Raw genomic sequence first — 23,577 nt, 5'->3', positions numbered from 1 at the left:
AATTACTATAGCGCGAACGGGTGCGCTGGTCCAGAGGTCGTGGCCAGTACGCTGCTCTCGTGCGAGTACTCGTCATCGGTTCCGGAGCCCGTGAACATGCCCTGCTGATCGCCCTGGCGGCGGACCCCGAGGTGAGCGCGGTGATGTGCGCCCCCGGCAACGCCGGCATCGAGACCGTCGCCCAGACGTACCCCGTCGACGTCGCCTCCGGGGAGGCCGTCGTGTCGCTCGCTCGCGAGCGCGGCGCCGATCTGGTCGTCATCGGCCCCGAGGTACCGCTGGTGCTCGGCGTCGCCGACGCGGTGCGCGAGGCCGGGATCGCCTGCTTCGGTCCGTCCGCCGCCGCCGCCCGGATCGAGGGTTCCAAGGCGTTCGCGAAGGACGTCATGGCGTCGGCCGGGGTCCGCACCGCGACCAGCGAGGTGGTGGACACGCCGGCACTGCTCGATGCCGCCCTCAACCGCTTCGGGCCGACGTGGGTGGTGAAGGACGACGGACTGGCCGCGGGCAAGGGAGTCGTCGTCACGCAGGACCGCCTCACCGCGCGCGCTCACGCCGCCGAGCTCCTCGAACTCGGCCATCCCGTGTTGCTCGAATCGTTCCTGTCCGGCCCGGAGGTGTCGCTGTTCTGTCTCGTCGACGGCGAGACCGTGGTGCCGCTGCTGCCCGCTCAGGACCACAAGCGCGTCGGAGACGGCGACACCGGGCCGAATACCGGCGGGATGGGCGCCTACACACCGTTGCCGTGGTTGCCCGACTCGATGGTCCAGCGCATCGTCGACGAGGTGGTCGCGCCCGTGGCAGCGGAGATGGTGGCACGGGGTTGCCCGTTCACCGGCCTGCTCTACGCGGGCCTCGCGGTGGACGGTGAGGGCCCCGCGGTCATCGAATTCAACTGTCGCTTCGGTGATCCCGAGACCCAGGCCGTGCTCGCACTGCTCGACTCACCGCTCGGTGCGGCGCTGTACGCGGCATCCACCGGAACATTGGCGGACCTGCCGCCGCTGCAGTGGAAGCAGGGTTCGGCGGTCACCGTCGTGCTCGCCGCCGAGAACTATCCCGGCCGACCGCGCACCGGAGACGCCATCACCGGCGCCGAGAACCCCGGCGTGCTGCACGCGGGGACGGCGCACGGTAGTAACGGTGGCCTCGTGTCGGCCGGGGGCCGCGTGCTCAGCGTCGTCGGCACCGGGGCGGATCTCGCCGCCGCCCGCACCGAGGCGTACGACATCATGGCGCGAGTGTCGTTGACCGGCGGCCACTTCCGCACCGACATCGGACTCTCGGCCGTCGAGGGCCGGATCTCGATCCCCTCCTGACGATGGTCGAGGAATCCGCGCGCTCGCGTATCGAGCCGTTCCGCGTCATGGACGTGTTCGCCGCTGCGGCGCGCCGCCAGGAGACTCACGGCGACGTCGTGTCCCTCGCGGCCGGACAGCCGTCCACGCGTGCGCCCGGGCCGGTCCTCGCTGCCATGCGCACGGCGCTCGACGGCGACGTGATCGGCTACTCCGAGACGTTGGGTACCGCGCGGCTGAGGGCGGCGATCGCCGCCTACCTGTCGAGGCGATCGAAGGTCGTCATCGAGGCCGAGGACGTCGTGGTGACCACCGGGTCGTCGGGTGCGTTCACGTTGCTGTTCCTCGCGGCGTTCGACGCCGGCGACACCGTGGTGATGGCGCGACCCGGTTATCCCGCGTATCGCAACACGTTGTCCGCGTTGGGGTGTCGCGTGATCGAGCTGGACTGCGGCGAGGACGCTCGCTTCCAGCCGACGGTCGCGATGCTCGATGCGCTCCCCGAACCTCCGAAGGGACTGATCATCGCCAGTCCGGCCAATCCGACCGGCACGATCATCGATCCCGACGAGTTGGCCGCGCTCGCGCGATGGTGCGATGAGCACGGCACGCTGCTGATCTCCGACGAGATCTACCACGGCATCTCCTACGGCGACGTCGAGTGCCGGAGCGCTCGGGAGTTCTCGGACGGCGCCGTCTCGATCGGGTCGGTCTCGAAGTACTTCTCCATGACCGGCTGGCGTCTCGGCTGGATGGTGCTCCCGCGTTCGCTCACCCGAGCGGTCCAGCGGCTGGCCTCGAACATGACGGTGTGTCCGCCGACCGTCTCGCAGCTCGCCGCGGTCGCCGCCTTCACGGACGAGTCCCTCGCCGAGTTGGACGGTCACGTGCGGCGGTACGCCCGCAACCGCGAGGAACTGCTCGGCGGTCTCCGTGATGCCGGCATCACCCGGCTCGCTCCCGCGGACGGCGCCTTCTACGCGTACGCCGACATCGGGCACCTGACGGACGATTCGTTCCGATGGTGCGCCGACACCCTGAACGAGACCGGAGTGGCCGTCGTCCCGGGTGCGGACTTCGACACGGTGCACGGTCACCACACGGTGCGCTTCTCCTTCGCCGGTGCGACCGAGGACATCACCGAGGCGCTGCGTCGGCTCACCCCGCGACTGCGGTAGTGGGCTGCGCCCCCGTGCGCCCTTTGCGCATCCAGGGATACGCAAAAGGCGCACGGGGGAGAAGCGCCGGTGGCAGCATGTGTACGCATGTCGACCGGCTCCGCTCCCCGCTCGACGCCCAAGGGTCGGCGTCGGCGCGAGGCCCTCATCTCGGCCGCAGCGGACCTTCTGCTGGCCGGAGGGTACGACGCCGTGCGGCACCGGAGCGTCGCGGCGAGGGCCAGGCTTCCGCTGGCGTCGACGACCTACTACTTCGACTCCCTGGACGACCTCGTCACGCACGCCGCGGAACTGAACGGGGTCCGTGAGATCGCGATGATCCGCGACCGGATGACCGCATTCGCGCCGGCTGCGTTGGACACCGCGGACACGGTGGACCTGGTGGTGGACCTGCTCGTGGGTCCGGACGACGGCGACGAGGTCCGGCGGGACCTGATGGTGGCGCGCTACGAGCGGGTGCTGGCCGCGGCGCGGCATCCGCAGCTGCAGGAACTGCACTGCCGGCTGCGTGGTGAGTTGGAGGACATGCTGTCCGACGTGCTGTCCGCCGCGGGTCGGCCCACCGACCGTGACCACGTCCGCCCGCTCCTGGCTCTCGTCGACGGTGTCGTGATGGGCGCGTTGGGTGAGAATGGGGCAGACCTGCGGTCACGCGTGCGGGACGTGCTGCTGGATGCGGTGGACCGTCACGCGCCGTTGTCGCGGGAAGTCCGGAGGACGGTCGCGCAGTAGAGGCGCAGTCCGGGGGACGGCCGCGCAGTGAGGGGACCGTAAACTGGCCGCTCGTGAGCCGTATCCCGAATGTCCTCGCCCACCGTTACGCCAGTCCCGACATGGCCCGTCTGTGGTCACCCGAGCACAAGATCGTGCTCGAGCGTCAGCTGTGGATCGCCGTGCTGCGAGCGCAGGCCGATCTCGGTGTCGACGTTCCGGCGGAGGCCATCGCGGACTACGAGCGGGTGGCGGACCGGGTCGATCTCGAGTCGATCGCGGATCGCGAGCGGGTCACTCGTCACGACGTGAAGGCGCGGATCGAGGAGTTCAACGCCCTCGCCGGCCACGAGCACGTGCACAAGGGTCTGACCAGCCGCGATCTGACGGAGAACGTCGAGCAGCTGCAGATTCTGCGGTCGATGGAACACGTGTACGGGCACGGCGTGGCTGTCGCGGCGCGTCTGGCCGAGCGCGCGGCCGAGTACACCGAGGTGGTCATGGCCGGCCGCAGCCACAACGTCGCGGCGCAGGCCACGACGCTGGGCAAGCGGTTCGCGTCGGCTGCCGACGAGCTGATGGTGGCGTTGACCCGGCTCCGGGAGCTGATCGACCGGTACCCGCTGCGCGGCATCAAGGGTCCGATGGGGACGGCCCAGGACATGCTCGATCTGCTCGGCGGCGATGCCGACAAGCTCGAGACCCTCGAACGCGCGGTGGCGCAGCATCTCGGTTTCGCCCACGTCTTCACGAGTGTCGGCCAGGTCTACCCTCGTTCCCTCGACCACGACGTGGTGTCGGCGCTGGTGCAGGTGGGTGCGGCGCAGTCCTCCTTCGCCCACACGGTGCGCCTGATGGCCGGACACGAGCTGGTGACCGAGGGTTTCCAGCCGGGTCAGGTGGGCTCGTCGGCCATGCCGCACAAGATGAACACCCGGTCCTGCGAACGCGTCAACGGCCTGCAGGTGATCCTGCGCGGGTATGGGTCCATGGCCGCGGAGCTGGCCGGCGCACAGTGGAACGAGGGCGACGTCTTCTGTTCCGTCGTGCGTCGTGTCGCGCTGCCGGACGCATTCTTCGCCATCGACGGGATGATGGAGACCTTCCTGACCGTGCTCGCAGAGTTCGGTGCCTATCCCGCGGTGATCGCCCGCGAGCTGGATCGCTATCTGCCCTTCCTGGCGACGACCAAGGTGCTCATGGCCGCTGTCCGCGCAGGCGTCGGTCGGGAGACCGCCCACGAGGCCATCAAGGAGCATGCCGTGGCCGTCGCTCTCGCGATGCGGGAGCAGGGGAGGGAACCGGACCTCCTCGACCGACTCGCGGCCGACGAGCGGTTGCCGCTCGACCGCGCGGCACTCGACACGGCGCTGGCGGATCGGTCGGCGTTCATCGGCGCCGCGCACGCGCAGGTCGCTGCGGTCGTCGCCGCGGTGCAGACACTGGTCGACGCGAACCCGGAGGCGGCTCGGTACACACCGGCTCCCATTCTGTGATGTGAACCGTGACGACGGGGCGGTCTCCCGGTGGAAGTGACGGCCGTCAGACCCTACGGTTCGTCATGTGAGCAAAGTTGTCGTCATCGGAACGGGTTATCTGGGCGCCACGCACGCTGCGTGCATGGCCGAGATCGGACACGACGTCCTCGGGGTCGATGTCGACCCGAGCAAGCTGGCCAAGCTCGAGGCGGGGGAGGTGCCCTTCTGGGAGCCCGGCCTCGAGGAAGTGTTGCAGCGCAACATCGCAGCGGGCCGCCTGCGCTTCACTGCGTCGTACGCGGACGCTGCAGCGTTCGGTGACATCTTCTTCCTCGCGGTGGGCACGCCGCAGAAGAAGGGCGAGTACGCCGCTGACGTGACGTACGTGAACTCGGTGGTGGAGAACCTCGCACCGCTGATCACCGGACCCGCTGTCCTCTTCGGCAAGTCCACGGTCCCCGTGGGCACGGCGGAGCGACTCGGCACGATGGCCCACGCGCTCTCGCCGGCAGGCGAGGACCTCGAGGTGGCCTGGAACCCGGAGTTCCTGCGCGAGGGTCACGCCGTGGAGGACACGCTGCACCCGGACCGGCTGGTGCTCGGGGTCGACAGGAACCGTCCTCGGCGCGCGGAGGAGGTCGCCCGCGAGGTCTACGCGCCCCTGCTCGCCGAGGGGATCCCCTTCATCGTGACCGATCTGGCCACCGCCGAATTGGTCAAGACGTCGGCCAACGCGTTTCTCGCGACGAAGATCTCGTTCATCAACGCTATTTCCGAGGTCTGTGACGCGGCAGGCGCCGATATCACCGTTCTGGCCGACGCAATCGGTCACGACGATCGAATCGGACGCAAATTTCTCAACGCCGGGATCGGATTCGGTGGCGGTTGCCTGCCCAAGGACATTCGCGCATTCATGGCCCGTGCCGGTGAGTTGGGAGCCGATCAGGCGCTGACCTTCCTGCGCGAGGTCGACAACATCAACATGCGTCGTCGCACCGGCATGGTCGAGGTCGTGCGCGACACCGTGGGAACTCTGCTGGGAGCTCAGGTCGCGGTGCTGGGTGCAGCCTTCAAGCCCGATTCCGACGACGTCCGCGATTCGCCGGCTCTCAATGTCGCTGGTCAACTGCAACTTCAGGGTGCCGGTGTGACCGTGTACGACCCGAAGGCCAACGACAACTCGCGCGCGCTGTTCCCCACGCTGGGGTACGCGAGCTCTGCGCTGGAGGCGTGCGCGAAGGCCGACGTGGTACTCGTGCTCACCGAATGGCGTGAATTCCGCGAGCTGGTTCCCGCCGATCTGGAGGGCGTGGTGCGAGAACGCAAAATCATCGACGGACGCAATTGCCTCGACGTGAATATGTGGCGTTCTGCCGGGTGGCACTATCGCGGTCTCGGACGACCCTGAGTCCGACGAAACGACAGTCGACAACGCCATTGATACACTCCTGCCGAATATCGGTCCGAGAACGAGCAGAGGATTGTCGTGTCGAATGAGCTCGGTGGAACCACGACGGCACGGCGACGGCGGGTCCCGATCTGGGTGTGGATCGTGGCCGTCGTCCTCCTGGCCCTGGTCGCGTGGTTCGGGTGGACCGTCTACACGGCGTACAAGGGACTGAGCTCCGCCCGTGACGATGCACTCGCGGCACGGTCGGCGATCCTGGCCGGCAACGCGGACGAGGGTCGTGAGCGCGTCGCGGACGCGACCGCCGCGTCGACAGATGCGCTGGATGCGACCGAGTCGCCCATCTGGAAGGCCGTCGCCGCCATTCCGGGTGTGGGCTCCCCTCTCGATGTCGTGGGTCCGCTCACCGGACTCGTCCACGACCTCACGACCGAGGTCCTGCAGCCCGCGGTCGACGTCGGTGCGGTGCTGAACCCGAGTGAACTGCGCGCCGACGACGGCACGATCGATCTGGGTGCGCTGCGCGAGGCGTCGCCGACCCTCGAGCAGGTGTCCGCCTCGGCGACCGCACTGAACCAGCGCGCGGAGTCCATCGACACCGACAGTTATCTACCGCAGGTCACCGAGGCCGGTGATTCGCTGAAGGCGCAGTTGAACGATCTGTCCGGGCTGCTCACCAACACCAGCCTGGCGTCGAAGATCCTCCCGGACATGCTCGGCGAGAACTCACCCAAGAGCTACTTCCTGGCGTTCCAGACCAATGCCGAGTCGCGCGGTACCGGCGGGCTCATGGGTGGATTCGCCATCATCGACGCCAACCGGGGCAAGATCTCGCTCGACGCACTGGCGAAGAACAGCGAGCTCGGTGCCCTCTACGACCCGATCGATCTGGGGCCCGACTTCGCCAAGGCGTACGGCAACCAGTACAACGCGACGGCCAACTGGCAGAACGCGAACGTGAGTCCTCACTTCCCGTACACGGGGGAGATCCTCCGGTCGATCTGGCAGCAGGAGTCCGGTCAGTCCGTCGACGGTGTGTTGGCGACCGACCCGGTCGCGCTGAGTTACATCCTCGGCGTGGTCGGCCCGGTGACTCTCGCCGACGGCGAGCAGGTCACGTCGGACAACGTGGTGAACCTGACGCAGTCGGAGGCGTACTTCCGCTTCGCCGACGACAACCTCGCGCGCAAGGACTACCTGCAGCAGATCGCGGCCCGCGTCTTCTCCAAGGTGGAGGGCAAAATCAACGATCCTGCGGGACTTCTCGACGCCATCGGACGTGGCGTCAGCGAGGGCCACACCGCCGTCTGGAGCGCGGACCCCGCGATCCAGAGTGTGCTCTCCGGAACCAAGATCGCGCACGAGGTGCCGGACGATCCCGCGCCGTACGCCGCGCTGGTGGTCAACAACGGTGCCGGTGGCAAGCTCGACTACTACCTCGAGCGAGACATCACCTACACCGCGACGTCCTGCGAGGGGCACACCCGGACGACCCAGATCACCGCCTCCGTGACCAACACGGCTCCGCCGCAGGAGTACCCGACGTACATCGCCGGACGTCAGAACGAGACGACCGCGTACGAAGGCCCGCCGGGAACCAATCGATCAGTGCTGTCTGTTTTCACCACGACAGGTTCCGTCTTGTCGAAAGCGAGTATCGACGGACAGCAAGTGTTCTTGCTGACGGCTCAGGAGCGGAATCACCCGGTGTTCTACACGCCCCTCGTCGTCGAGCCAGGGCAGACCAAGACCCTCGTCCTCGACCTCGTGGAGCCGACGGCGCCGGGTGCTGCGCGGGTGCCGCTCCAGCCTGCGACGCTCCCCGGCACCGCCACCGTCGACGTGCCGGACTGCTCGGGATCCTGACGCGGCTCTCGTGAGATCGTGACGCGCTGGTCACAGCTGTCTGTGACCGGCCCCATTGCACTCCGCCGCCAGGCATGGTTAGGCTCGCCTTACAGACGCTCGATCCCCCGAGCGTGCCGCAGGCGAGGAGGTCCGATGTCGACAGCGTTCGAACTCGACGCCGCGACGCTCGATGCGGAACCCGGTTTCTATCCGGCGTCGGTGCTGTCCACGACGGCGATCTCACCCAGCATGGTGCGCATCGTTCTCGGCGGCCCGTGGGTGGAACGGTACGTCGGCGTCGAGGCACCGGACGAGTGCGTGACCGTGTACTTCCCGCCCGCCGTCGACGACGTCCTGCCGCCGATGACCTGCTGTAAGGGCGTGTGGGGCTACCACGACGCGGCGACGCGGCCGGAGTGCCGCAACTACACCGTCCGCATGCGCGACGACGACACGCTGACCATCGACTTCGTCCTGCACGAGAGCGGCGTCGCGTCGAACTGGGCGCGGCTGGCGCGCCCGGGCCACAGCGTCGTCCTCTCGCGCCCCCGCTCCTGGTACCGGTGTCCCGAGGACGCCGCGTGGCAACTGCTCGTGGCGGACCAGACGGGTCTGCCGGCGATCGCCCGAGCACTCGAACAGGCACCGGCCGGGCTGCGGACCCACGTCGTGCTCGAGGTCCTCGACCCCGCCGACATCCAGTCGTTCGACACGGGGGCGGACGTCACCGTCGACTGGCGCGTGGGTACCGGCAACGGTGTGATGCCGAGCGTTCTCCCCGATGCGGTCGCGTCGTACGAGCGTCCCGCGGGCTCCGGATACGTGTGGTTCGCCGGTGAGGCGGGCGCGTCCCGCGCGGTGCGCTCCCACGTGCGCAAGCAGTGGGGCATGAGCACCCGTGAGTGCTCGGTCATCGGATACTGGCGCGAGCGCGCCGAGGAGTGGCTGGCCTCCTACAAGCGGTACGAGGCGATGGCGCTCGCGGGCTACAAGCGCGCTCTGCGCGAGGGCAAGTCGGAAGCGCAGGCGCAAGAGGAGTTCGAGGCACTCCTCGAGCGCGTCGGCCTCTAGCTCTTCTCGGGATCGGCGATACGGCCACCGGGCATCGCGAGCGCGGCGATCAGCAGCAGGACCGCTCCGCCGATCACCGTGTAGAACACGATGTGCAGACCGTCGCCGAGTTCGGTCGGCGATGCGTCGTCTCCGACGGTGGCATTGACGATGGCCCCGCACACCGCGATGCCGACGGCGCTGCCGAGGTTGCGGGCGAACGTGTTGGTGGAGGTGACCACTCCGCGCTCGGACCAGTCGACACTCGACTGCGCCGCGATGAGCGCAGGGCCCGCGATCAGCCCCATCCCGGCTCCGATCACGAGGCACCCGACGCAGATCTCCCACACCGACGACGTCGTGGTCCATCCCAGTGTGAGCAGCGAACCGGCCGTGACGATCGACCCACCGATGACCGCGGTGCGCCGGAACCCGATGCGCAGATACACCCGACCCGACTGTGACGACATCAGCGGCCACGACAACAGGAGCGGTGCGAGGGTGAAGCCGCCCGCCAGTGCGCTCAGCCCCAGTACGCCCTGGACGAACGTCGGGACGTACGTGGTGAGCGTGAGCACGACGGCGCCGATGACGGCGCCCACGGCGCTCGTGGCGACCAGGACACGTCGCGTCAGCACCCACAGTGGCAGCACGGGGGACGCGACGCGTCTCTCGACGAGCACGAAGGCGGCGAGCCCGGCCACTCCGACGGCGAAGACCGCGACACTCGCTCCCGACGTCCACGCCCACGACTGACCACCCTCGAGCAGCCCGAGGATGAGGGCGCCCGCGCCGACGGTGAGCAGCGCGGCGCCGACGTAGTCGATGCTCTGCCGCGTCGACGGCCTCGCCGTCTCGTCGAACTTGCGGATCAGCATCACCGCCGCGACCAGGCACAGCGGGATGTTGACGAAGAAGATCCAGCGCCACGAGAGGAACTCGGAGAAGATGCCGCCGAGACTGGGACCCACGATGGACGACATCGCCCACACGCTGGCCAGATAGCCCTGCGCCTTCGCGCGCTCGCGCACGGTGTAGATGTCGCCGGCGATCGTCTGCACCATCGGTTGGATCGCGCCCGCGCCGATGCCCTGGATCGCCCGGGCGACGATGAGGGCGGGCATGCTCCAGGCAATCCCGCACAGCACCGAGCCGATCGCGAAGACGGCGATGCCGAACAGGACGAGACGCTTGCGGCCGAAGAGATCCGCCAGCTTGCCGTAGACCGGCACGGTGACGGCCTGTGCGAGCAGGTAGATCGAGAAGAGCCACGGGAACTGGGAGAAGCCGCCCAAATCGTCGACGATGGTGAGGACGGACGTGGCGATGATCGTCGAGTCGAGGGCGACGAGCGAGTTGCAGAGCATCAGCGCCGCCAGGATCGGGCCTCGTTCGGACCGGAATCCGACCTGCACCCTGTCCGTCGTCGTCACCCGCCACGCTCCTTCGTTCGCCTCGGTACCGAGGGTCCCTCCGAACACTGCCAGACACCGCCACCACCGCGATGCGCGGCACGACTACGCTCGAACGTCGTGCGCCCCTCTCTCTCGCAGTATCCCCATCTGGCGGCCGGCAAGGTCCGCGACCTGTATCGCATCGACGACGACCATCTGCTACTGGTGGCGAGCGACCGCATCTCCGCGTACGACCACGTGCTGTCGACGCCCATTCCTGACAAGGGTCGCGTGCTCACCGCGATGAGCGTGTTCTTCTTCGACACTCTCGGCGTGCGAGATCACCTCGCCGGAGACGCGGAGGATCCGCGGATCCCGCAGGAGGTGCTCGGCCGCGCGCTGGTGGTGCGCGCGCTGCGCATGGCACCGGTCGAGTGTGTCGCCCGTGGCTACCTCACCGGGTCCGGGCTGCTCGACTATCGGGAGACGGGTGCGGTGTGCGGCGTTCCGCTCCCGGACGGTCTCACCGAGGCGAGCAAGCTCCCGGAGCCGATCTTCACCCCCGCCAGCAAGGCGGCGATCGGCGATCACGACGAGAACATCGACTTCGATTCCGTGGTCGCCCTGGTCGGAGCCGACACGGCGGACAAGCTGCGCTCGGCGACGCTCGACATCTACGCGCGCGCCGCGGAGTTCGCCGCCGGACGCGGAATCATCCTCGCCGACACCAAGTTCGAGTTCGGTGTCGACGACGACGGCGAGGTGGTCCTCGCCGACGAGGTGCTGACTCCCGATTCGTCCCGGTACTGGCCGCTCGACGGCTACACCGAGGGGCAGGCGCAGCCGAGTTTCGACAAGCAGTTCGTCCGGGACTGGCTGACCGGTGAGTCCGGATGGGACCGCCACGGCGACGCACCGCCCCCGCCGCTGCCCGACGACATCGCCGACCGCACCCGGTCGCGTTACGTCGAGGCGTACGAACGACTCTCGGGTCTCTCCTTCGACGATTGGGTACGACCGTGACCGACATGCAGACGCACGACGCACAGCAGACGACACCACCGATCGCCAAGACCGTTCCGCACACGCGCACACACCACGGTGACGTCGTCGTGGACCCGTACGAGTGGTTGCGGGAGAAGTCGGATCCCGAGGTCGTCGCGTACCTCGAGGCGGAGAACGCCTACACCGAGGCGCAGACGGCCCACCTGGAGCCGCTGCGCACGGCGATCTTCGACGAGATCAAGTCGCGCACACAGGAGACCGACCTGTCGGTGCCCACCCGCCGCGGACTCTGGTGGTACTACGGGCGCACGCTCGAGGGCAAGAGTTACGGCATGCAGTGCCGCTGCCCGGTCGCCTCGGTGGACGACTGGACGCCGCCCGCGCTCGAACCGGGTGTCGAGGTCCCCGGCGAGGAGATCGTCCTCGACGCCAACGTGCTGGCAGAAGGACACGATTTCTTCTCGCTCGGCGCATTCTCCCTGAGCGACGACGGACACCTGCTCGCGTACTCCGTCGACACGGCCGGCGACGAGCGGTACACGTTGCGCATCAAGGATCTTCGTACCGGGGAGCTGTTCCCGGACGAGATCGAGCAGACCGCTCCCGGAGCGACCTGGTCCGCCGATCAGCAGTACCTCTTCTATCAGACCGTGGACGACTCGTGGCGTCCGGACAAGGTGTGGCGACACCGGATCGGGTCGCCCACGTCCGAGGACGTGGTGGTCTTCCACGAGCCGGACGAGTCCTACTGGGTCAGTTTCGGATTCACGCGCAGCGAGAAGTACCTCGTGATCTGGGTGGGGTCGAAGGTCACCACCGAGGGCTGGTACCTCGACGCGCAGGATCCGACGGGCGAGTTCCACGTGATCCTGCCGCGCAGGGACGGCGTCGAGTACAGCGCGGAGCACGCCGTGGTCGCGGGCCGCGACCGGTTCCTGATCCTGCACAACGACGTCGTCGACGGAGTGAAGGCGGAGAACTTCGTCCTGGCCGACGCGCCGGTGGAGGACCCGTCGGACATGACGATTCTCCTCGAGCACGCCGACGACGTGCGGCTCGAGGACGTCGACGCGTTCGCGCACCACCTGGTGCTGTCGTACCGCCGGGAAGCCGTGCCGCGCATGGCCTTGTGGCCACTGCTCGACAGCGGCTACGGCGAGCGTCACGAGCTCGAGTTCGACGAGGAACTGTTCTCGGTGGGTCTCGGCTCGAATCCGGAGTGGGACGCACCGCTGCTGCGTTTCGGCTACACCTCGTTCATCACGCCCTCGCGCGTCTACGACTACGACCTGGCCTCTGGCGAGCGCATCCTGCGCAAGTCGCAGCCGGTGCTCGGCGATTTCGACCCGACGCGGTACACCCAGACCAGGGAGTGGGCGACGGCGGAGGACGGCACGCGAGTGCCGCTCTCGGTGATCAAGCGCGTCGACGTCGAGGTGTCCGAGGGCGGCGCGCCGACGCTGCTGTACGGGTACGGCTCGTACGAGGCGAGCATGGACCCGGGCTTCTCGGTGTCGAGACTGTCCCTGCTCGATCGGGGCATCGTGTTCGTCATCGCGCACGTGCGCGGCGGCGGGGAGATGGGCCGCCTCTGGTACGAGGGCGGCAAGATGCTGCACAAGAAGAACACGTTCACCGACTTCGTCTCGTGCGCACGGCATCTGATCGACACCGGGGTGACGTCTCCCGATCGTCTGGTGGCCGACGGTGGCAGCGCGGGCGGGCTCCTCATGGGAGCGGTGGCCAACCTCGCACCCGAACTGTTCGCGGGCATCCTCGCCAACGTGCCGTTCGTGGATCCGCTCACGTCCATTCTCGACCCGTCGCTGCCGCTCACGGTGATCGAGTGGGACGAGTGGGGAAACCCGCTGGAGGACAAGGACGTTTACGATTACATGAAGTCGTACAGCCCGTACGAGAACGTGGCGGAGAAGGACTATCCGGCCGTCCTGGCCATCACCTCGATCAACGATACGCGCGTGCTCTACGTCGAACCCGCGAAGTGGATCGCCGCTCTGCGGGTGAAGAACACCGGCAGCGAGCCGATTCTGCTGAAGACCGAGATGAGTGCCGGGCACGGCGGGGTCAGCGGGCGATACGAGAAGTGGAAGGAGATCGCCTTCGAGTACGCGTGGGTGATCGAACGCACGGGTGCGATTGCCACGGGTGGCCGCGATACGGCAAGCTGACGGCGTTCGCCGGGGGGTGGACTGCAGCGAATGACGGTCGGGGGCCGCAGTGAGTGAACGTCGTGATGTCGAGTTCGTGTCCGGGGACGCCACCTGTGCGGCGTGGCTGTACCGTCCGGCCACACCGAGCGAGCGGCAGCCGATCGTCGTCCTGGCCCACGGTCTGGGCGGTGTCCGCGAGATGCGGCTCGACGCGTACGCCGAACGGTTCACCGCTGTCGGCTACGCGTGCCTGGTGTTCGACTACCGCCACTTCGGCGCCAGTGGCGGCGAGCCACGGCAGCTCCTCGACATCGGGCTCCAACTCGAGGACTGGGCGTCGGCCATCGCGCACGCCCGCACGATCGACGGGATCGATCCGACCCGAGTGGTGCTGTGGGGTTCCTCGTTCGGCGGTGGCCACGTCCTCGAGGCCGCCGCTCGGGACGGCCGGGTCGCCGCGGTGATCTCCCAGTGCCCGTTCACCGACGGGCTCGCGTCGGCCCTGGCCACGCCGCTGAGCACGACGCTCAGGATCACCCCGCTCGCCGTCCGGGACATCGTCGGATCGCTCCGGGGCAAGCCTCCCGTGATGGTGCCGCTCGCCGCGGAACACCGTGGTGTCGCACTGATGGCCAGCACCGATGCGCTCGACGGGTACCTCGGTCTGCAGCCCCCCGGTTCCGCCTTCTCCAACGAGGTGGCGGCTCGGTTCGCACTCGCCATCACCCGGTACTTCCCTGGCCGGGCGGCGAAGAAGATCACCGCGCCGGTGCTGTTCTGCGTGTGCGATCCGGACACCGTCGCACCGACGAAGGCGACCCTGCGCCACGCGGCGAAGGCGCCTCGCGGACAGATCGAGGTGTACCCGTACGGCCACTTCGAGATCTATGTCGGCGACCCGTTCGAGCACGTGGTGGCCGATCAGATCGCGTTCCTGGAGCGCACGGTCCCGCTGACGTAGCACCCCCGCGGGGAACTACCGGACCTTAAGATCGTCCGGTATGCGAAGAATTCTCGTCGCCCTGATCGTCGCCGTCGCGCTCGCGGGATGTTCCTCGGGCGAGCCCACCGGGGCGGCGTCGTCGCAGGCTGTGGACGATGCGTCGTCCTTTCCGATCACCGTCGACGGGGCACTCGGATCCGCTGTCGTCGAGAGCGAACCGACACGCGTCGTCGCGTTGTCGTGGACCGACGCGGACATCCTGCTGTCCTTGGGGGTGACCCCCGTGGCGACCGCCCGCGCGACGGCCGAGTCGGGATTCCAGCCGTGGACCGAGGCAGCGATCGCTGGGAAGGACGCTCCCGCTTTCCTGCAGGGCGCCAACGCCGATCTGTCGGTCGAGGACGTGCTGTCCTACGAACCGGATCTGATCGTGGGCACCAAGGCGTTCGGACTCGACACCCGCTACGACCAGTTGTCCGCACTCGCACCCGTCGTGCACTACGCGAGCACACCGTCGGCGGAGACGTGGCAGGAGGCCACGCGGACCATCGCGGGCGCGCTCGGTCGCGGCGACGACGGCGAGCGCGTGATCGAGGAGACCGAATCGACGATAGCCGCTGCGGCCGAGGCGAATCCCGGTTTCGCGGGCCGCACGTTCACGTTCTTCGTCGGTCCGGCCGACGGCAGTGTGTACGTCGTGAACTCCGTCGACGACGCCGGTGCACAGTTCCTCGACGCCCTCGGGATGCGGCCCACCGATCACGCGACGACGTTGCCGACCAGCTCCATTCCGGGACGGGCGCAGATCACCTACGAGGACCTGTCGAACAACGACGCTGACCTCGTCATCGCCACGGGTCCGCCGGCCGCTCTCGACGAGTTCCGGGCACTTCCCGGCGTCTCGGCTCTGTCTGCGGTGCAACGGGGCGACTACGTGCCGCTCGCTCCCACCGAGGCGCAGTCGATCGCGTTCCCGTCCCCGCTCGGTCTCGCGTGGGCGGTCGAGACCATCGTCCCGACATTCTGACCGCACCCGTCGTCAGGCGGTCACCGCCAGCGGTACCGCACCTGGGGCCGTCCGGCCCTGCCGTACTCGGTGTGCCGCTCGACGAGCCCGTCGTCGGCGAGCCGTTCGAGATAGCGCCACGCCGTCACCCGGGAGACGCCGACGGCCTTGGCTGCCTCGGAGGCCCCGAGTCCCTCGGGCTGTGCCCGCACGCTGTTCGAGATCTCGGTGAGTGTCGCCGGAGCGATGCCCTTGGGGGAGGCGGCGCGCTCGTCCGCGGTGCGCAGAGAGGCCATGGCGCGGTCGATGTCGCGTTGACTCACCGCCGACTCGCCGTCGCGCAGGGCGCTGCGAAACTCGCCGTATCGTTCCAGCTTGTCCCGGAACGCCGCGAAGGTGAAGGGCTTGAGCAGGTACAGCACCACCCCGTGCGCGACGGCGTTGCGCACGACGGCGAGGTCGCGCTCGGAGGTGATGGCGATGACGTCGGGTCCGGGGCGCAGTCCACCGAGTGCGGCGGCGACGTCGATGCCGTTGGCGTCCGGCAGCCCGATGTCGAGCAGGACCAGATCGAACGGCGACCCGTCGGCGATGGCCTTGGACGCCGCGCGCATGGCGCCCGACGCGGTGTGCACCATCGCACCCACGGTGAAGCCGGGGACACGACCGACGTAGCTCGAATGGGCTTCCGCGATCAGGGGTTCGTCCTCGACGATCAGCACGCGGATGGTGGTGTCGTCGGGACCGGGTGCCTCACTCATGCGGGATGCTCGCGGTGACGACCGATCCGTAGGTCGTCTCCGACGTCAGGGTCCCGTGATGGCGTTCGACCACCTGGGTGACCAGCGCGAGACCGAGGCCCCGCGAGCCGGACTTGGTGGAGTAACCGCGGGTCCGTGCTCTCGCCAGGGCGTCCGCGTCCATTCCCGGTCCACTGTCCGCCACCTGGATCACGAGGTCCGTCTCGCTCTCGCGCACGGTCACCTCCACCCACGGCTCGTCCGACTGCTTCGCTGCATCGATCGCATTGTCTATCAAATTTCCGGCGAGAGTGACCAATTCGCGTCGGTCGAAGGACTCGGTGTCGGTGAGGGCGGTGTCCTCGGTGACCGTGAGCTCGACGCCCTGCTCGGCGGCCTGGCTCACCTTGCCCAGCAACAGTGCTGCGACCGCGGGTTCCTGCACCGTGCTCATGAGCCGGTCGATGAGGTTCTGCGACAGCTCGAGTTCCTGGGTGGCGAACTCGACCGCCTGCTCGGTGCGGCCGAGTTCGACCATCGTGATGACGGTGTGGAGACGGTTCGCCGACTCGTGCGCTTGCGAGCGCAGCGACTCGGCGAAGGATGTCATCGAGTCGAGTTCGCCCATGACACGCTGCAATTCGGTGTGATCGCGCAGCACGGTCACCGTCCCGAGCCGGCGGGACCCGTGCAGGACGGGGTCCTGGGTCACCACGAGGACACGCGTCGTCGTCAGGTGCATCTCGTCGCGAACGGCGGTGTCGCCCAGTCCGCGCAGCGATTCCGGAAGGCGCTCGCGCGTCACGGGACCCTCGGGCAGGTCCAGCAGCCGCCGCGCCTCGTCGTTGACCAGCTCCGCCTCCGAGTCGTCGCCCCACACCACCAGCCCCTCGCCGATGGAGTGCAGGACGGCATCGTGGTGCTCGTACATGCTGCGCAGCTCGTCGGGCGCGAGCCCGAGGGTCTGACGACTGAGCCGCCGATTGAGTAGATACGACGCCGCGAGGGCCACGCCGAGTGCCGCCGCGATGATGCCGAGGACTGCCGGGAGCCCGGCGACGAACTGACTGGAGATCTTCTGGCGGGTGACCCCGGCGGAGACGAGCCCCACGACGCGGCCGTCGTCGAGCACGGGCGTGACGGCGCGGATCGACGGTCCCAGAGATCCGCGGTACGTCTCGGTGAACGTCTCGCCGGCGAGCGCCCGGTCGATCGTGCCCGTGAACTGCCCGCCGATCAGCTCGGTGGTGGTGTGGGTGAAACGCGTGCGGTCGGGCGACATGACGACGATGAAGTCCATCCCCGTCGCGATGCGCACGCGCTCGGTCACCGGTTGCAGCGCGGCTGTGGGATCCGCACTCGCGAGTGCGGTCACCGTGGACGGGGCAGTCGCGATCGAGACGGCGATGTCGACGACCTCCCGGCGGATGCTCTCGTCGCTGTCCCGGCGGGCGTCGACGAGGGCGAGAGCGCCGCCGAGCGTCACGAGGAGCACCACGACCGCGAGCTGGCCGACGAGGAGCTGCCGCGCCACACTGCGGCGACGCCGGGTGTTCGTGCTGCTCACGGGGTTCCTCCGGGTTCGACTGTTCTGCTCACGACGTGAGCGTGACCGCTGTACACATGAACGAAATGAACTCATTGGTGACTCGGGTCACGCTCATGGACCACCATTCCATTCAGACAAGCGTGATCCACCTCACGCCACGATCGTAAGGACAACCATGACCGCCAGCATCGACGCCGAACCGTACGACGCGACCCCGCCGCCCAAGAAGAAGCGGGACAAGACCCACTGGCTCTACATCGCCGTGATCATCGCCGTGATCGGCGGTGTCATCGTCGGTCTCGTCGCACCCGAGGTCGGGTCGAGCCTCGGCGTGCTGGGCACCATGTTCGTCGATCTGATCAAGATGATGATCAGCCCGGTCATCTTCTGCACCATCGTGCTCGGCATCGGGTCGGTCAAGGCCGCGGCCAGCGTCGGCAAGGTCGGCGGCCTCGCCCTCGGTTACTTCATCACGATGTCCACCTTCGCCCTCGCCATCGGCATGGTGGTCGGCAACCTGATCCAGCCGGGAACCGGCCTGAACATCGAGCCGAACTCCGGCGCTGTCGGCAAGCTCGTCGAGACCGCGGAAGGTGCCGGCGGCACGCTCGACTTCATCCAGGGAATCATCCCGACGTCGCTGCTGTCGTCGCTCACCGAGGGCAGCGTGCTGCAGACCCTCTTCGTCGCGCTGCTCGTCGGCTTCGGCCTGCAGGCCATGGGCAAGCAGGGTGAGGGCATCCTCCGCGGCATCGGCTCGATCCAGAAGCTCGTCTTCCGCATCCTGGCCGGCATCCTGTGGCTCGCCCCGATCGGTGCCTTCGGCGCCATCGCCAAGGTCGTCGGTGACACCGGCTTCGAGGCCGTGGTCCAGCTGGCCACCCTCATGCTGGCCTTCTACCTGACCTGCACCATCTTCGTCTTCGGCATCCTCGGCACGATCCTGCGCTTCGTCTCCGGCGTCTCGATCTTCAAGCTGGTCAAGTACCTGGCCCGTGAGTACCTGCTCATCGTCGCCACCTCGTCCTCCGAGTCGGCCCTGCCGCGCCTCATCGCCAAGATGGAGCACGTCGGAGTGCAGCGCACCACGGTCGGCGTCGTCGTCCCCACCGGCTACTCCTTCAACCTCGACGGCACCGCGATCTACCTGACGATGGCCTCGATCTTCATCGCCGACGCCATGGGCAACCCGCTCGGACTCGGCGAGCAGATCTCGCTGCTCGTCTTCATGATCATCGCCAGCAAGGGCGCGGCCGGCGTCTCCGGCGCCGGACTCGCCACGCTCGCCGGTGGTCTGCAGAGCCACCGCCCCGAGCTGCTCGACGGCATCGGCCTCATCGTCGGCATCGACCGGTTCATGTCCGAGGCTCGCGCCGTCACCAACTTCTCGGGCAACGCCGTCGCCACGATGCTGGTCGGCACCTGGACGAAGACCATCGACAACGAGCGCGTCAAGGACGTCCTCGCCGGCAAGCTCCCGTTCGACGAGACCACGATGGTGGACGACGGACACGGAGAGGCCCGCGATCCGGAAGCCAAGCCCGACCTCGTGAAGAACTAGCACCGCACGCACCGACCGAGAGCGGGCGCATCCTCCACACAGGGAGGGTGCGCCCGCTCTCGTGCTCACGGGTTACCGGCCGGTACTGTGAGCCCATGACAGAACTGCAGAACGTCGGCATCAGCACTCTCGGCGGCGCTCCCACCTCGCTCGAGGAGTACAGCGGCCGCGCGGTGCTCGTGGTCAACGTCGCCTCGAAGTGTGGCCTGACCCCGCAGTACACGACGCTGGAGAAGCTGGCCCGCGAGTACGCGGACCGCGGACTCTCGGTCGTGGGCGTTCCCTGCAACCAGTTCGGTGGCCAGGAGCCCGGCTCGGCCGAGGAGATCGAGACGTTCTGCTCCACGACGTACGACGTCACCTTCCCGCTGATGGAGAAGGTCGACGTCAACGGCGAGAACCGGCACCCGCTCTACGAGATCCTGACGCAGACCGCGGACTCCGAGGGGAACGCGGGGGACGTGCAGTGGAACTTCGAGAAGTTCCTCGTCTCGCCGGACGGCGAGGTCGTGGGCCGATTCCGCCCCCGCACCGAACCGGACGCCCCCGAGGTTCTCGCGGCGATCGACAAGGTGCTGCCCGTTCCGACTCTCTGACGTCGCCCGGCGTTCACGCGGGACGAGACCGTCGTACACCTCGGTGTGCGACGGTTTCTTCATGAGTGCACGTCTGATCGTGTCCGTGTCCGGTATCCGCGACGAGACCCGCGACGCCGCCGCCGAGTTCGCCGCGGAGATGGATCGCCGCGACATCGAGTTGTCGCTTCTCGTGGCCCCGCGGTTGAAGGACAAGTACCGCCTCACGCGCGACACCGAGACGCAGGACTGGCTGCGCATGCGCCGCGATCACGGAGACGCACTGGTCTTGCACGGATACGACCAGGCGGCCACCAAGCGGCGTCGCGCCGAGTTCGCGACCCTCCCCGCTCACGAGGCGCAGCTGCGGTTGCGCGCCGCGGACCGGGTCATGGAGGAGATCGGCATGCGCACCCGCGTGTTCGCACCGCCCCGCTGGGTCGCCTCACCGGGTGCGGTGTCCGCCCTTCCCACGGTCGGGTTCCGCGTCTTCGCCGGGCTCGCCGGCATCCAGGACCTCGAGCGGGGAACCACGGTGCGCGGTCGGGTCCACGGTATCGGTGAGGGCTTCGGCACCGGATCCGGTGGCTACGTCTGGGAGCCCGGGTCCACGGAACCGTGGTGGTGCCGCGCGCTCGTCATGGGTGCCGGCCGTACGGCTCGCCGCGGCGGCGTGGTGCGACTGTCGGTGAGCGCCAAGCAGCTCGGCCGTCCCGGCCCCCGTGCCGCCATGCTCGACGCGGTGGACCTGGCGCGCTTCCACGGTGCGACGTCGGCCCGCTACGAGTGGGTTCCGCGCTCACGCACCGCTGTCGCCTGACCCGGCCGCGACCTGCGCGTCGTACAGGTCGTAGGGATCCGCGATCGGCATCCCGAGGGCCTCGGACAGGGACTCCGCCGACCAGCTCGTTCCCTCGGCATCGGTGTCCACGGCGCCGTCCGAGGTGAGGTTCGACCGGAAGATGCCCGCGGCAGACGCGGGCAGGAAGTCCTCGTAGACAACGGGTTCGAGCCCGTCCGGCGTGCGAAGGTAGTAGGCCAGTCCTCGCTCCGCCATCTCCTGATCGGTGCCGGGGAAGTGCTGCGCCCACTCCCGGGCAGCGGCCTCGTCGGAGAGGCCGTCCACCCGCGCCATCGCGGTGTCGTACACCTCCCGGCCGCGGCGGGTGAGGGCGACGCCCCGTGCCTCCACCTCACCGAAGCGCACGCGGAGCCGATCGGAGAACGTGGCACCGGACGCGTCGCGAAAGAGTCGAGGTTCGGCGAGAGCGCGGAACGACGTCTGTCGCAACAGCACCGGCGGTCCGGCCCACCGAGGGGGTCCCTGGATCCTGTCGATCATCTCGATACCGCGCTCGGCCATGCGGCGGTACAGGTCGTCGATGTCGAGCACCCGCGGCGTCAGGTGGTTGATGTGCGTCGACGGCACCCCGCCGATGTCCGCGGCCACCGACGACACGGCTTCGAGCTCGTCGTACCAGGCGCGATCGACCGGCTCCGTGCCGAGTTCGAAGACGGCGACGGCACCGTCGACGAGCGTGGTGGCCTCCGGTTCCGGTAACCCGCCGTCCTCGGCGGCTCGGACCGCGAGGCGCACCAGGTCGGGCGGGACGAGCGTGCGCGCCTCGAGTACGTTCGTGAGTCGCCGCTCCAGATCGGCGGTGAAGAATCTGCGGTCGTCGACGACGAGCATGGAGCAGAACACCCGGAACGGGTTGCGGGCCAACTCGATCGAGTCCACGGGCCGGAACGCCGTGGACACCACCGGTATCGGGGTGGCGGCGTCACGCAGATCGTAGAAGCCGACGGGGTGCATGCCGAATCCCCCGAACAGTCGTGCCACGTCGCGCAACTCGGCGACGGTCCCCACCCGGACGGCTCCGTGCCGTTCCGCCGTGACGCGGTGGAGGGTGCCGAGGCGCTCGGCCTCGGCACCCTCACGGGCCACCACGTCCGCGTTCACCGCGGTCGCCACCTCCACCAGCGTCGTGTACGCCGGGACCTCACGGCCGTACATCGCCGAGAGGGCGACTGCGAAACGAGCGCGGAGATCGGACGCCGGGATCATGCGACGACGCTATCGCTGTCCGACCCGTTCCGGCACCCGGACGGCCACCAGGATGTCGTCGGAGACGTGGGGGGTTCCGGGTGCTGCCTCCACCAGTCGTGGACGCGTCTCGTCGACCGTGACGGTCCACTCGGCGGGGTCGAGGGACTCGGCGACGGAGTGGGGGCTGTGGAAGTCCGACGGATCGAACCCTGCCCAGCGGTGTCCGGGCGACGGGGTGTGGCCGACCATGAGCAGCGTCCCGCCGGGAGCGACGGTGTCGACGAGGCGCGCGAGCCCGTCCGCCGGCCCGGACCGCAGGATGCCGAAGTAGTGCAGCGTCAGCAGATCCGTGGAGTGCGGCGGCAGCGGGTCGGTCAGCAGGTCGCTGGCCAGCCACGTCACACCGTCGTGCAGTCCGCGTGCCCGCTCGACGGCCACCCCGGAGATGTCGACGCCGGTGACGGTCCAGCCGCGTTCCGCCAGCCACACGGCGTCGGCGCCTTCACCCGATCCGACGTCGACGGCGCGCCCGGGGGAGAGGTGCTCCGCGTACTGGACCAGTGTCGGGTTGGGATTGCCGCTCCACCGCTTGTCCGACTCCCGGTACAACTCGTCCCAGAAGTGCCCGTCCAGTGTCGGCCGGGGGCGCCCTGCCTGGACCGCCTGGTCGAACTCCTCGGCGATGAGGTTCGCGTTGACGTGAGCGCCAGCGAGGGCTCCCTGCGCGGTGGAGGCGATGACCGTGGCCGACGGGTCGGTGACGTTGCCCGCCGCCCACACTCCCGCCACGGTGGTGGCTCCGAAGGAATCGACCTCGACGACGTCGCCGAGTCCGGTCGCGTGCGGCACTGTGGTGAGGCCGAGCGATCCGAGAAGTTCACTGCGAGCGGTGAAGCGCAGTCCCACGGCGAGAGCGTCGACCGCGACCTCGGTCCCGTCGGCCAGCCCGACAGCACGGAGGCGATCCTCCCCGGTGAGCACCGAGGTGACCTTCTGCTCGACGATCTCGATGCCGCGCGCGGTGAATTTCTCGCGATCCTCGTCCGCCAGAGGTCCGCCGTCGGTGAAGAAGGTCAGGTTCTCTGTCCACTGCCGCCACATCGAGGCGTGATGGATGCTGAACGGCCCGGTGCTCAGGACGCCGATGCGGTGATCCTGGATCTCCCACCCGTCGCAGTAGGGGCACTGCACGACGTCCCGACCCCAGCGTTCCGCCAGACCGTCGACGGGCGGGAGCAGATCGGTGAGTCCGGTCGTCACCACGATGCGCCGCGCCGAGAAGGCGCGTCCGTCGTCCGTGGTCGCGGAGAAGTGCCCGACGTGACCGCCGAGTGCGGTGACCGTGGCGTCGACGATCGTGACGTCGTACCGCTCGAGGTCGGCTCGGCCGTTCTTCAGGTAGTCGAGCGGCGAGGTGTGGTCCCTACCCAGCACGCCGTGCATGTGTGACGCGGGCGCGTTGCGAGGAGTTCCGTTGTCCAGAACCAGGACTCGCCGGCGGGCGCGGCCGAGCATGAGTGCGGCGGACAGTCCGGCGGACCCGCCGCCGAGGACGATGACGTCGGCGTCGACGTGGTGGTGTGAGGTCATGCGGACACTGTGCGCCCGAGTC

The 23,577-nt window shown here is 68.6% G+C and carries 19 protein-coding genes; 14 read left to right on the top strand and 5 right to left on the bottom strand.

What is annotated here, in order from left to right; all coding sequences use genetic code 11:
* The first annotated feature begins 59 nt into the window (after nucleotides 1-59).
* The 7 genes from purD to BR07_RS0103950 all read left to right on the top strand — a co-directional run bounded on the left by purD (nucleotide 60) and on the right by BR07_RS0103950 (nucleotide 8,992).
* Complete coding sequence (gene purD, locus BR07_RS0103980) at nucleotides 60-1,319, top strand: phosphoribosylamine--glycine ligase (RefSeq protein WP_027504323.1); 1,260 nt, start codon at nucleotides 60-62, stop codon at nucleotides 1,317-1,319.
* Nucleotides 1,320-1,321: 2 nt separating this feature from the next.
* Nucleotides 1,322-2,476 (top strand): pyridoxal phosphate-dependent aminotransferase, encoded by a 1,155-nt coding sequence (locus tag BR07_RS0103975; RefSeq protein WP_027504322.1) that lies wholly within the window; start codon nucleotides 1,322-1,324, stop codon nucleotides 2,474-2,476.
* An 87-nt stretch (nucleotides 2,477-2,563) separates the two neighbouring features.
* A complete protein-coding gene (locus BR07_RS0103970; protein WP_027504321.1) occupies nucleotides 2,564-3,208 on the top strand; it encodes a TetR/AcrR family transcriptional regulator in 645 nt (214 codons plus the stop codon).
* Between the two features lie 53 nt (nucleotides 3,209-3,261).
* Complete coding sequence (gene purB, locus BR07_RS0103965; protein WP_027504320.1) at nucleotides 3,262-4,683, top strand: adenylosuccinate lyase; 1,422 nt, start codon at nucleotides 3,262-3,264, stop codon at nucleotides 4,681-4,683.
* Between the two features lie 67 nt (nucleotides 4,684-4,750).
* On the top strand, nucleotides 4,751-6,073 hold the full coding sequence (locus BR07_RS0103960) for a UDP-glucose dehydrogenase family protein (RefSeq protein ID WP_027504319.1): 1,323 nt from the start codon (nucleotides 4,751-4,753) through the stop codon (nucleotides 6,071-6,073).
* Between the two features lie 78 nt (nucleotides 6,074-6,151).
* Nucleotides 6,152-7,939: a DUF4012 domain-containing protein gene (locus BR07_RS23200; RefSeq protein ID WP_037184022.1), complete on the top strand. Its 1,788-nt coding sequence runs from the start codon at nucleotides 6,152-6,154 to the stop codon at nucleotides 7,937-7,939.
* Nucleotides 7,940-8,074: 135 nt separating this feature from the next.
* Nucleotides 8,075-8,992, top strand: coding sequence for a siderophore-interacting protein (locus BR07_RS0103950; RefSeq protein WP_051612990.1), 918 nt, complete (start codon nucleotides 8,075-8,077; stop codon nucleotides 8,990-8,992).
* Here the strand turns inward: BR07_RS0103950 and BR07_RS0103945 are convergent.
* On the bottom strand, nucleotides 8,989-10,404 hold the full coding sequence (locus BR07_RS0103945) for an MDR family MFS transporter (RefSeq protein ID WP_027504317.1): 1,416 nt from the start codon (nucleotides 10,402-10,404) through the stop codon (nucleotides 8,989-8,991). The genes BR07_RS0103950 and BR07_RS0103945 overlap by 4 nt on opposite strands.
* Before the next feature lie 99 nt (nucleotides 10,405-10,503).
* Here BR07_RS0103945 and BR07_RS0103940 point away from each other — a divergent pair, with 99 nt between their 5' ends.
* Genes BR07_RS0103940 through BR07_RS0103925 form a run of 4 tightly spaced genes read left to right on the top strand, consistent with a single transcriptional unit; the run spans nucleotide 10,504 to nucleotide 15,511 of the window.
* Complete coding sequence (locus BR07_RS0103940) at nucleotides 10,504-11,388, top strand: phosphoribosylaminoimidazolesuccinocarboxamide synthase (protein WP_027504316.1); 885 nt, start codon at nucleotides 10,504-10,506, stop codon at nucleotides 11,386-11,388.
* 5 nt (nucleotides 11,389-11,393) lie between these two features.
* Nucleotides 11,394-13,559, top strand: coding sequence for a S9 family peptidase (locus BR07_RS0103935; RefSeq protein ID WP_027504315.1), 2,166 nt, complete (start codon nucleotides 11,394-11,396; stop codon nucleotides 13,557-13,559).
* A gap of 49 nt (nucleotides 13,560-13,608) precedes the next feature.
* Nucleotides 13,609-14,502, top strand: coding sequence for an alpha/beta hydrolase (locus tag BR07_RS0103930; protein WP_027504314.1), 894 nt, complete (start codon nucleotides 13,609-13,611; stop codon nucleotides 14,500-14,502).
* A gap of 40 nt (nucleotides 14,503-14,542) precedes the next feature.
* On the top strand, nucleotides 14,543-15,511 hold the full coding sequence (locus BR07_RS0103925; RefSeq protein WP_027504313.1) for an ABC transporter substrate-binding protein: 969 nt from the start codon (nucleotides 14,543-14,545) through the stop codon (nucleotides 15,509-15,511).
* Between the two features lie 20 nt (nucleotides 15,512-15,531).
* On the opposite strand, the gene BR07_RS0103920 is transcribed toward BR07_RS0103925, so the two are convergent.
* Both BR07_RS0103920 and BR07_RS0103915 read right to left on the bottom strand, forming a co-directional pair.
* Nucleotides 15,532-16,251 (bottom strand): response regulator, encoded by a 720-nt coding sequence (locus BR07_RS0103920; protein ID WP_037184018.1) that lies wholly within the window; start codon nucleotides 16,249-16,251, stop codon nucleotides 15,532-15,534.
* Nucleotides 16,244-17,797 carry a sensor histidine kinase gene (locus BR07_RS0103915; RefSeq protein ID WP_027504311.1) on the bottom strand — a complete coding sequence of 518 codons (1,554 nt, stop codon included), beginning with the start codon at nucleotides 17,795-17,797 and terminating at the stop codon, nucleotides 16,244-16,246. The genes BR07_RS0103920 and BR07_RS0103915 overlap by 8 nt, the downstream gene beginning before the upstream one ends.
* A gap of 157 nt (nucleotides 17,798-17,954) precedes the next feature.
* On the opposite strand from BR07_RS0103915, the gene BR07_RS0103910 reads away from it, so the two are divergent.
* The 3 genes from BR07_RS0103910 to BR07_RS0103900 all read left to right on the top strand — a co-directional run bounded on the left by BR07_RS0103910 (nucleotide 17,955) and on the right by BR07_RS0103900 (nucleotide 20,735).
* Nucleotides 17,955-19,340 carry a cation:dicarboxylate symporter family transporter gene (locus BR07_RS0103910; protein ID WP_027504310.1) on the top strand — a complete coding sequence of 462 codons (1,386 nt, stop codon included), beginning with the start codon at nucleotides 17,955-17,957 and terminating at the stop codon, nucleotides 19,338-19,340.
* A 95-nt stretch (nucleotides 19,341-19,435) separates the two neighbouring features.
* Nucleotides 19,436-19,936, top strand: a complete 501-nt coding sequence (locus tag BR07_RS0103905) for a glutathione peroxidase (protein ID WP_027504309.1) — start codon at nucleotides 19,436-19,438, stop codon at nucleotides 19,934-19,936.
* A 61-nt stretch (nucleotides 19,937-19,997) separates the two neighbouring features.
* Entirely contained in the window at nucleotides 19,998-20,735 is a 738-nt protein-coding gene (locus tag BR07_RS0103900) for a DUF2334 domain-containing protein (RefSeq protein ID WP_027504308.1), read from the top strand.
* On the opposite strand, the gene hglS is transcribed toward BR07_RS0103900, so the two are convergent.
* On the bottom strand, nucleotides 20,715-21,983 hold the full coding sequence (gene hglS, locus BR07_RS23195) for a 2-oxoadipate dioxygenase/decarboxylase (RefSeq protein WP_037184015.1): 1,269 nt from the start codon (nucleotides 21,981-21,983) through the stop codon (nucleotides 20,715-20,717). The two genes, BR07_RS0103900 and hglS, sit on opposite strands and share 21 nt — an antisense overlap.
* A gap of 9 nt (nucleotides 21,984-21,992) precedes the next feature.
* Complete coding sequence (locus tag BR07_RS23190; RefSeq protein WP_037184012.1) at nucleotides 21,993-23,555, bottom strand: bifunctional NAD(P)/FAD-dependent oxidoreductase/class I SAM-dependent methyltransferase; 1,563 nt, start codon at nucleotides 23,553-23,555, stop codon at nucleotides 21,993-21,995.
* Between the last annotated feature and the right edge of the window lie 22 nt (nucleotides 23,556-23,577).

It is taken from the genome of Rhodococcus sp. UNC23MFCrub1.1, assembly GCF_000686025.1.
Lineage (GTDB): Bacteria > Actinomycetota > Actinomycetes > Mycobacteriales > Mycobacteriaceae > Rhodococcoides.
This window is presented reverse-complemented; position numbering and strand designations above follow the sequence as displayed.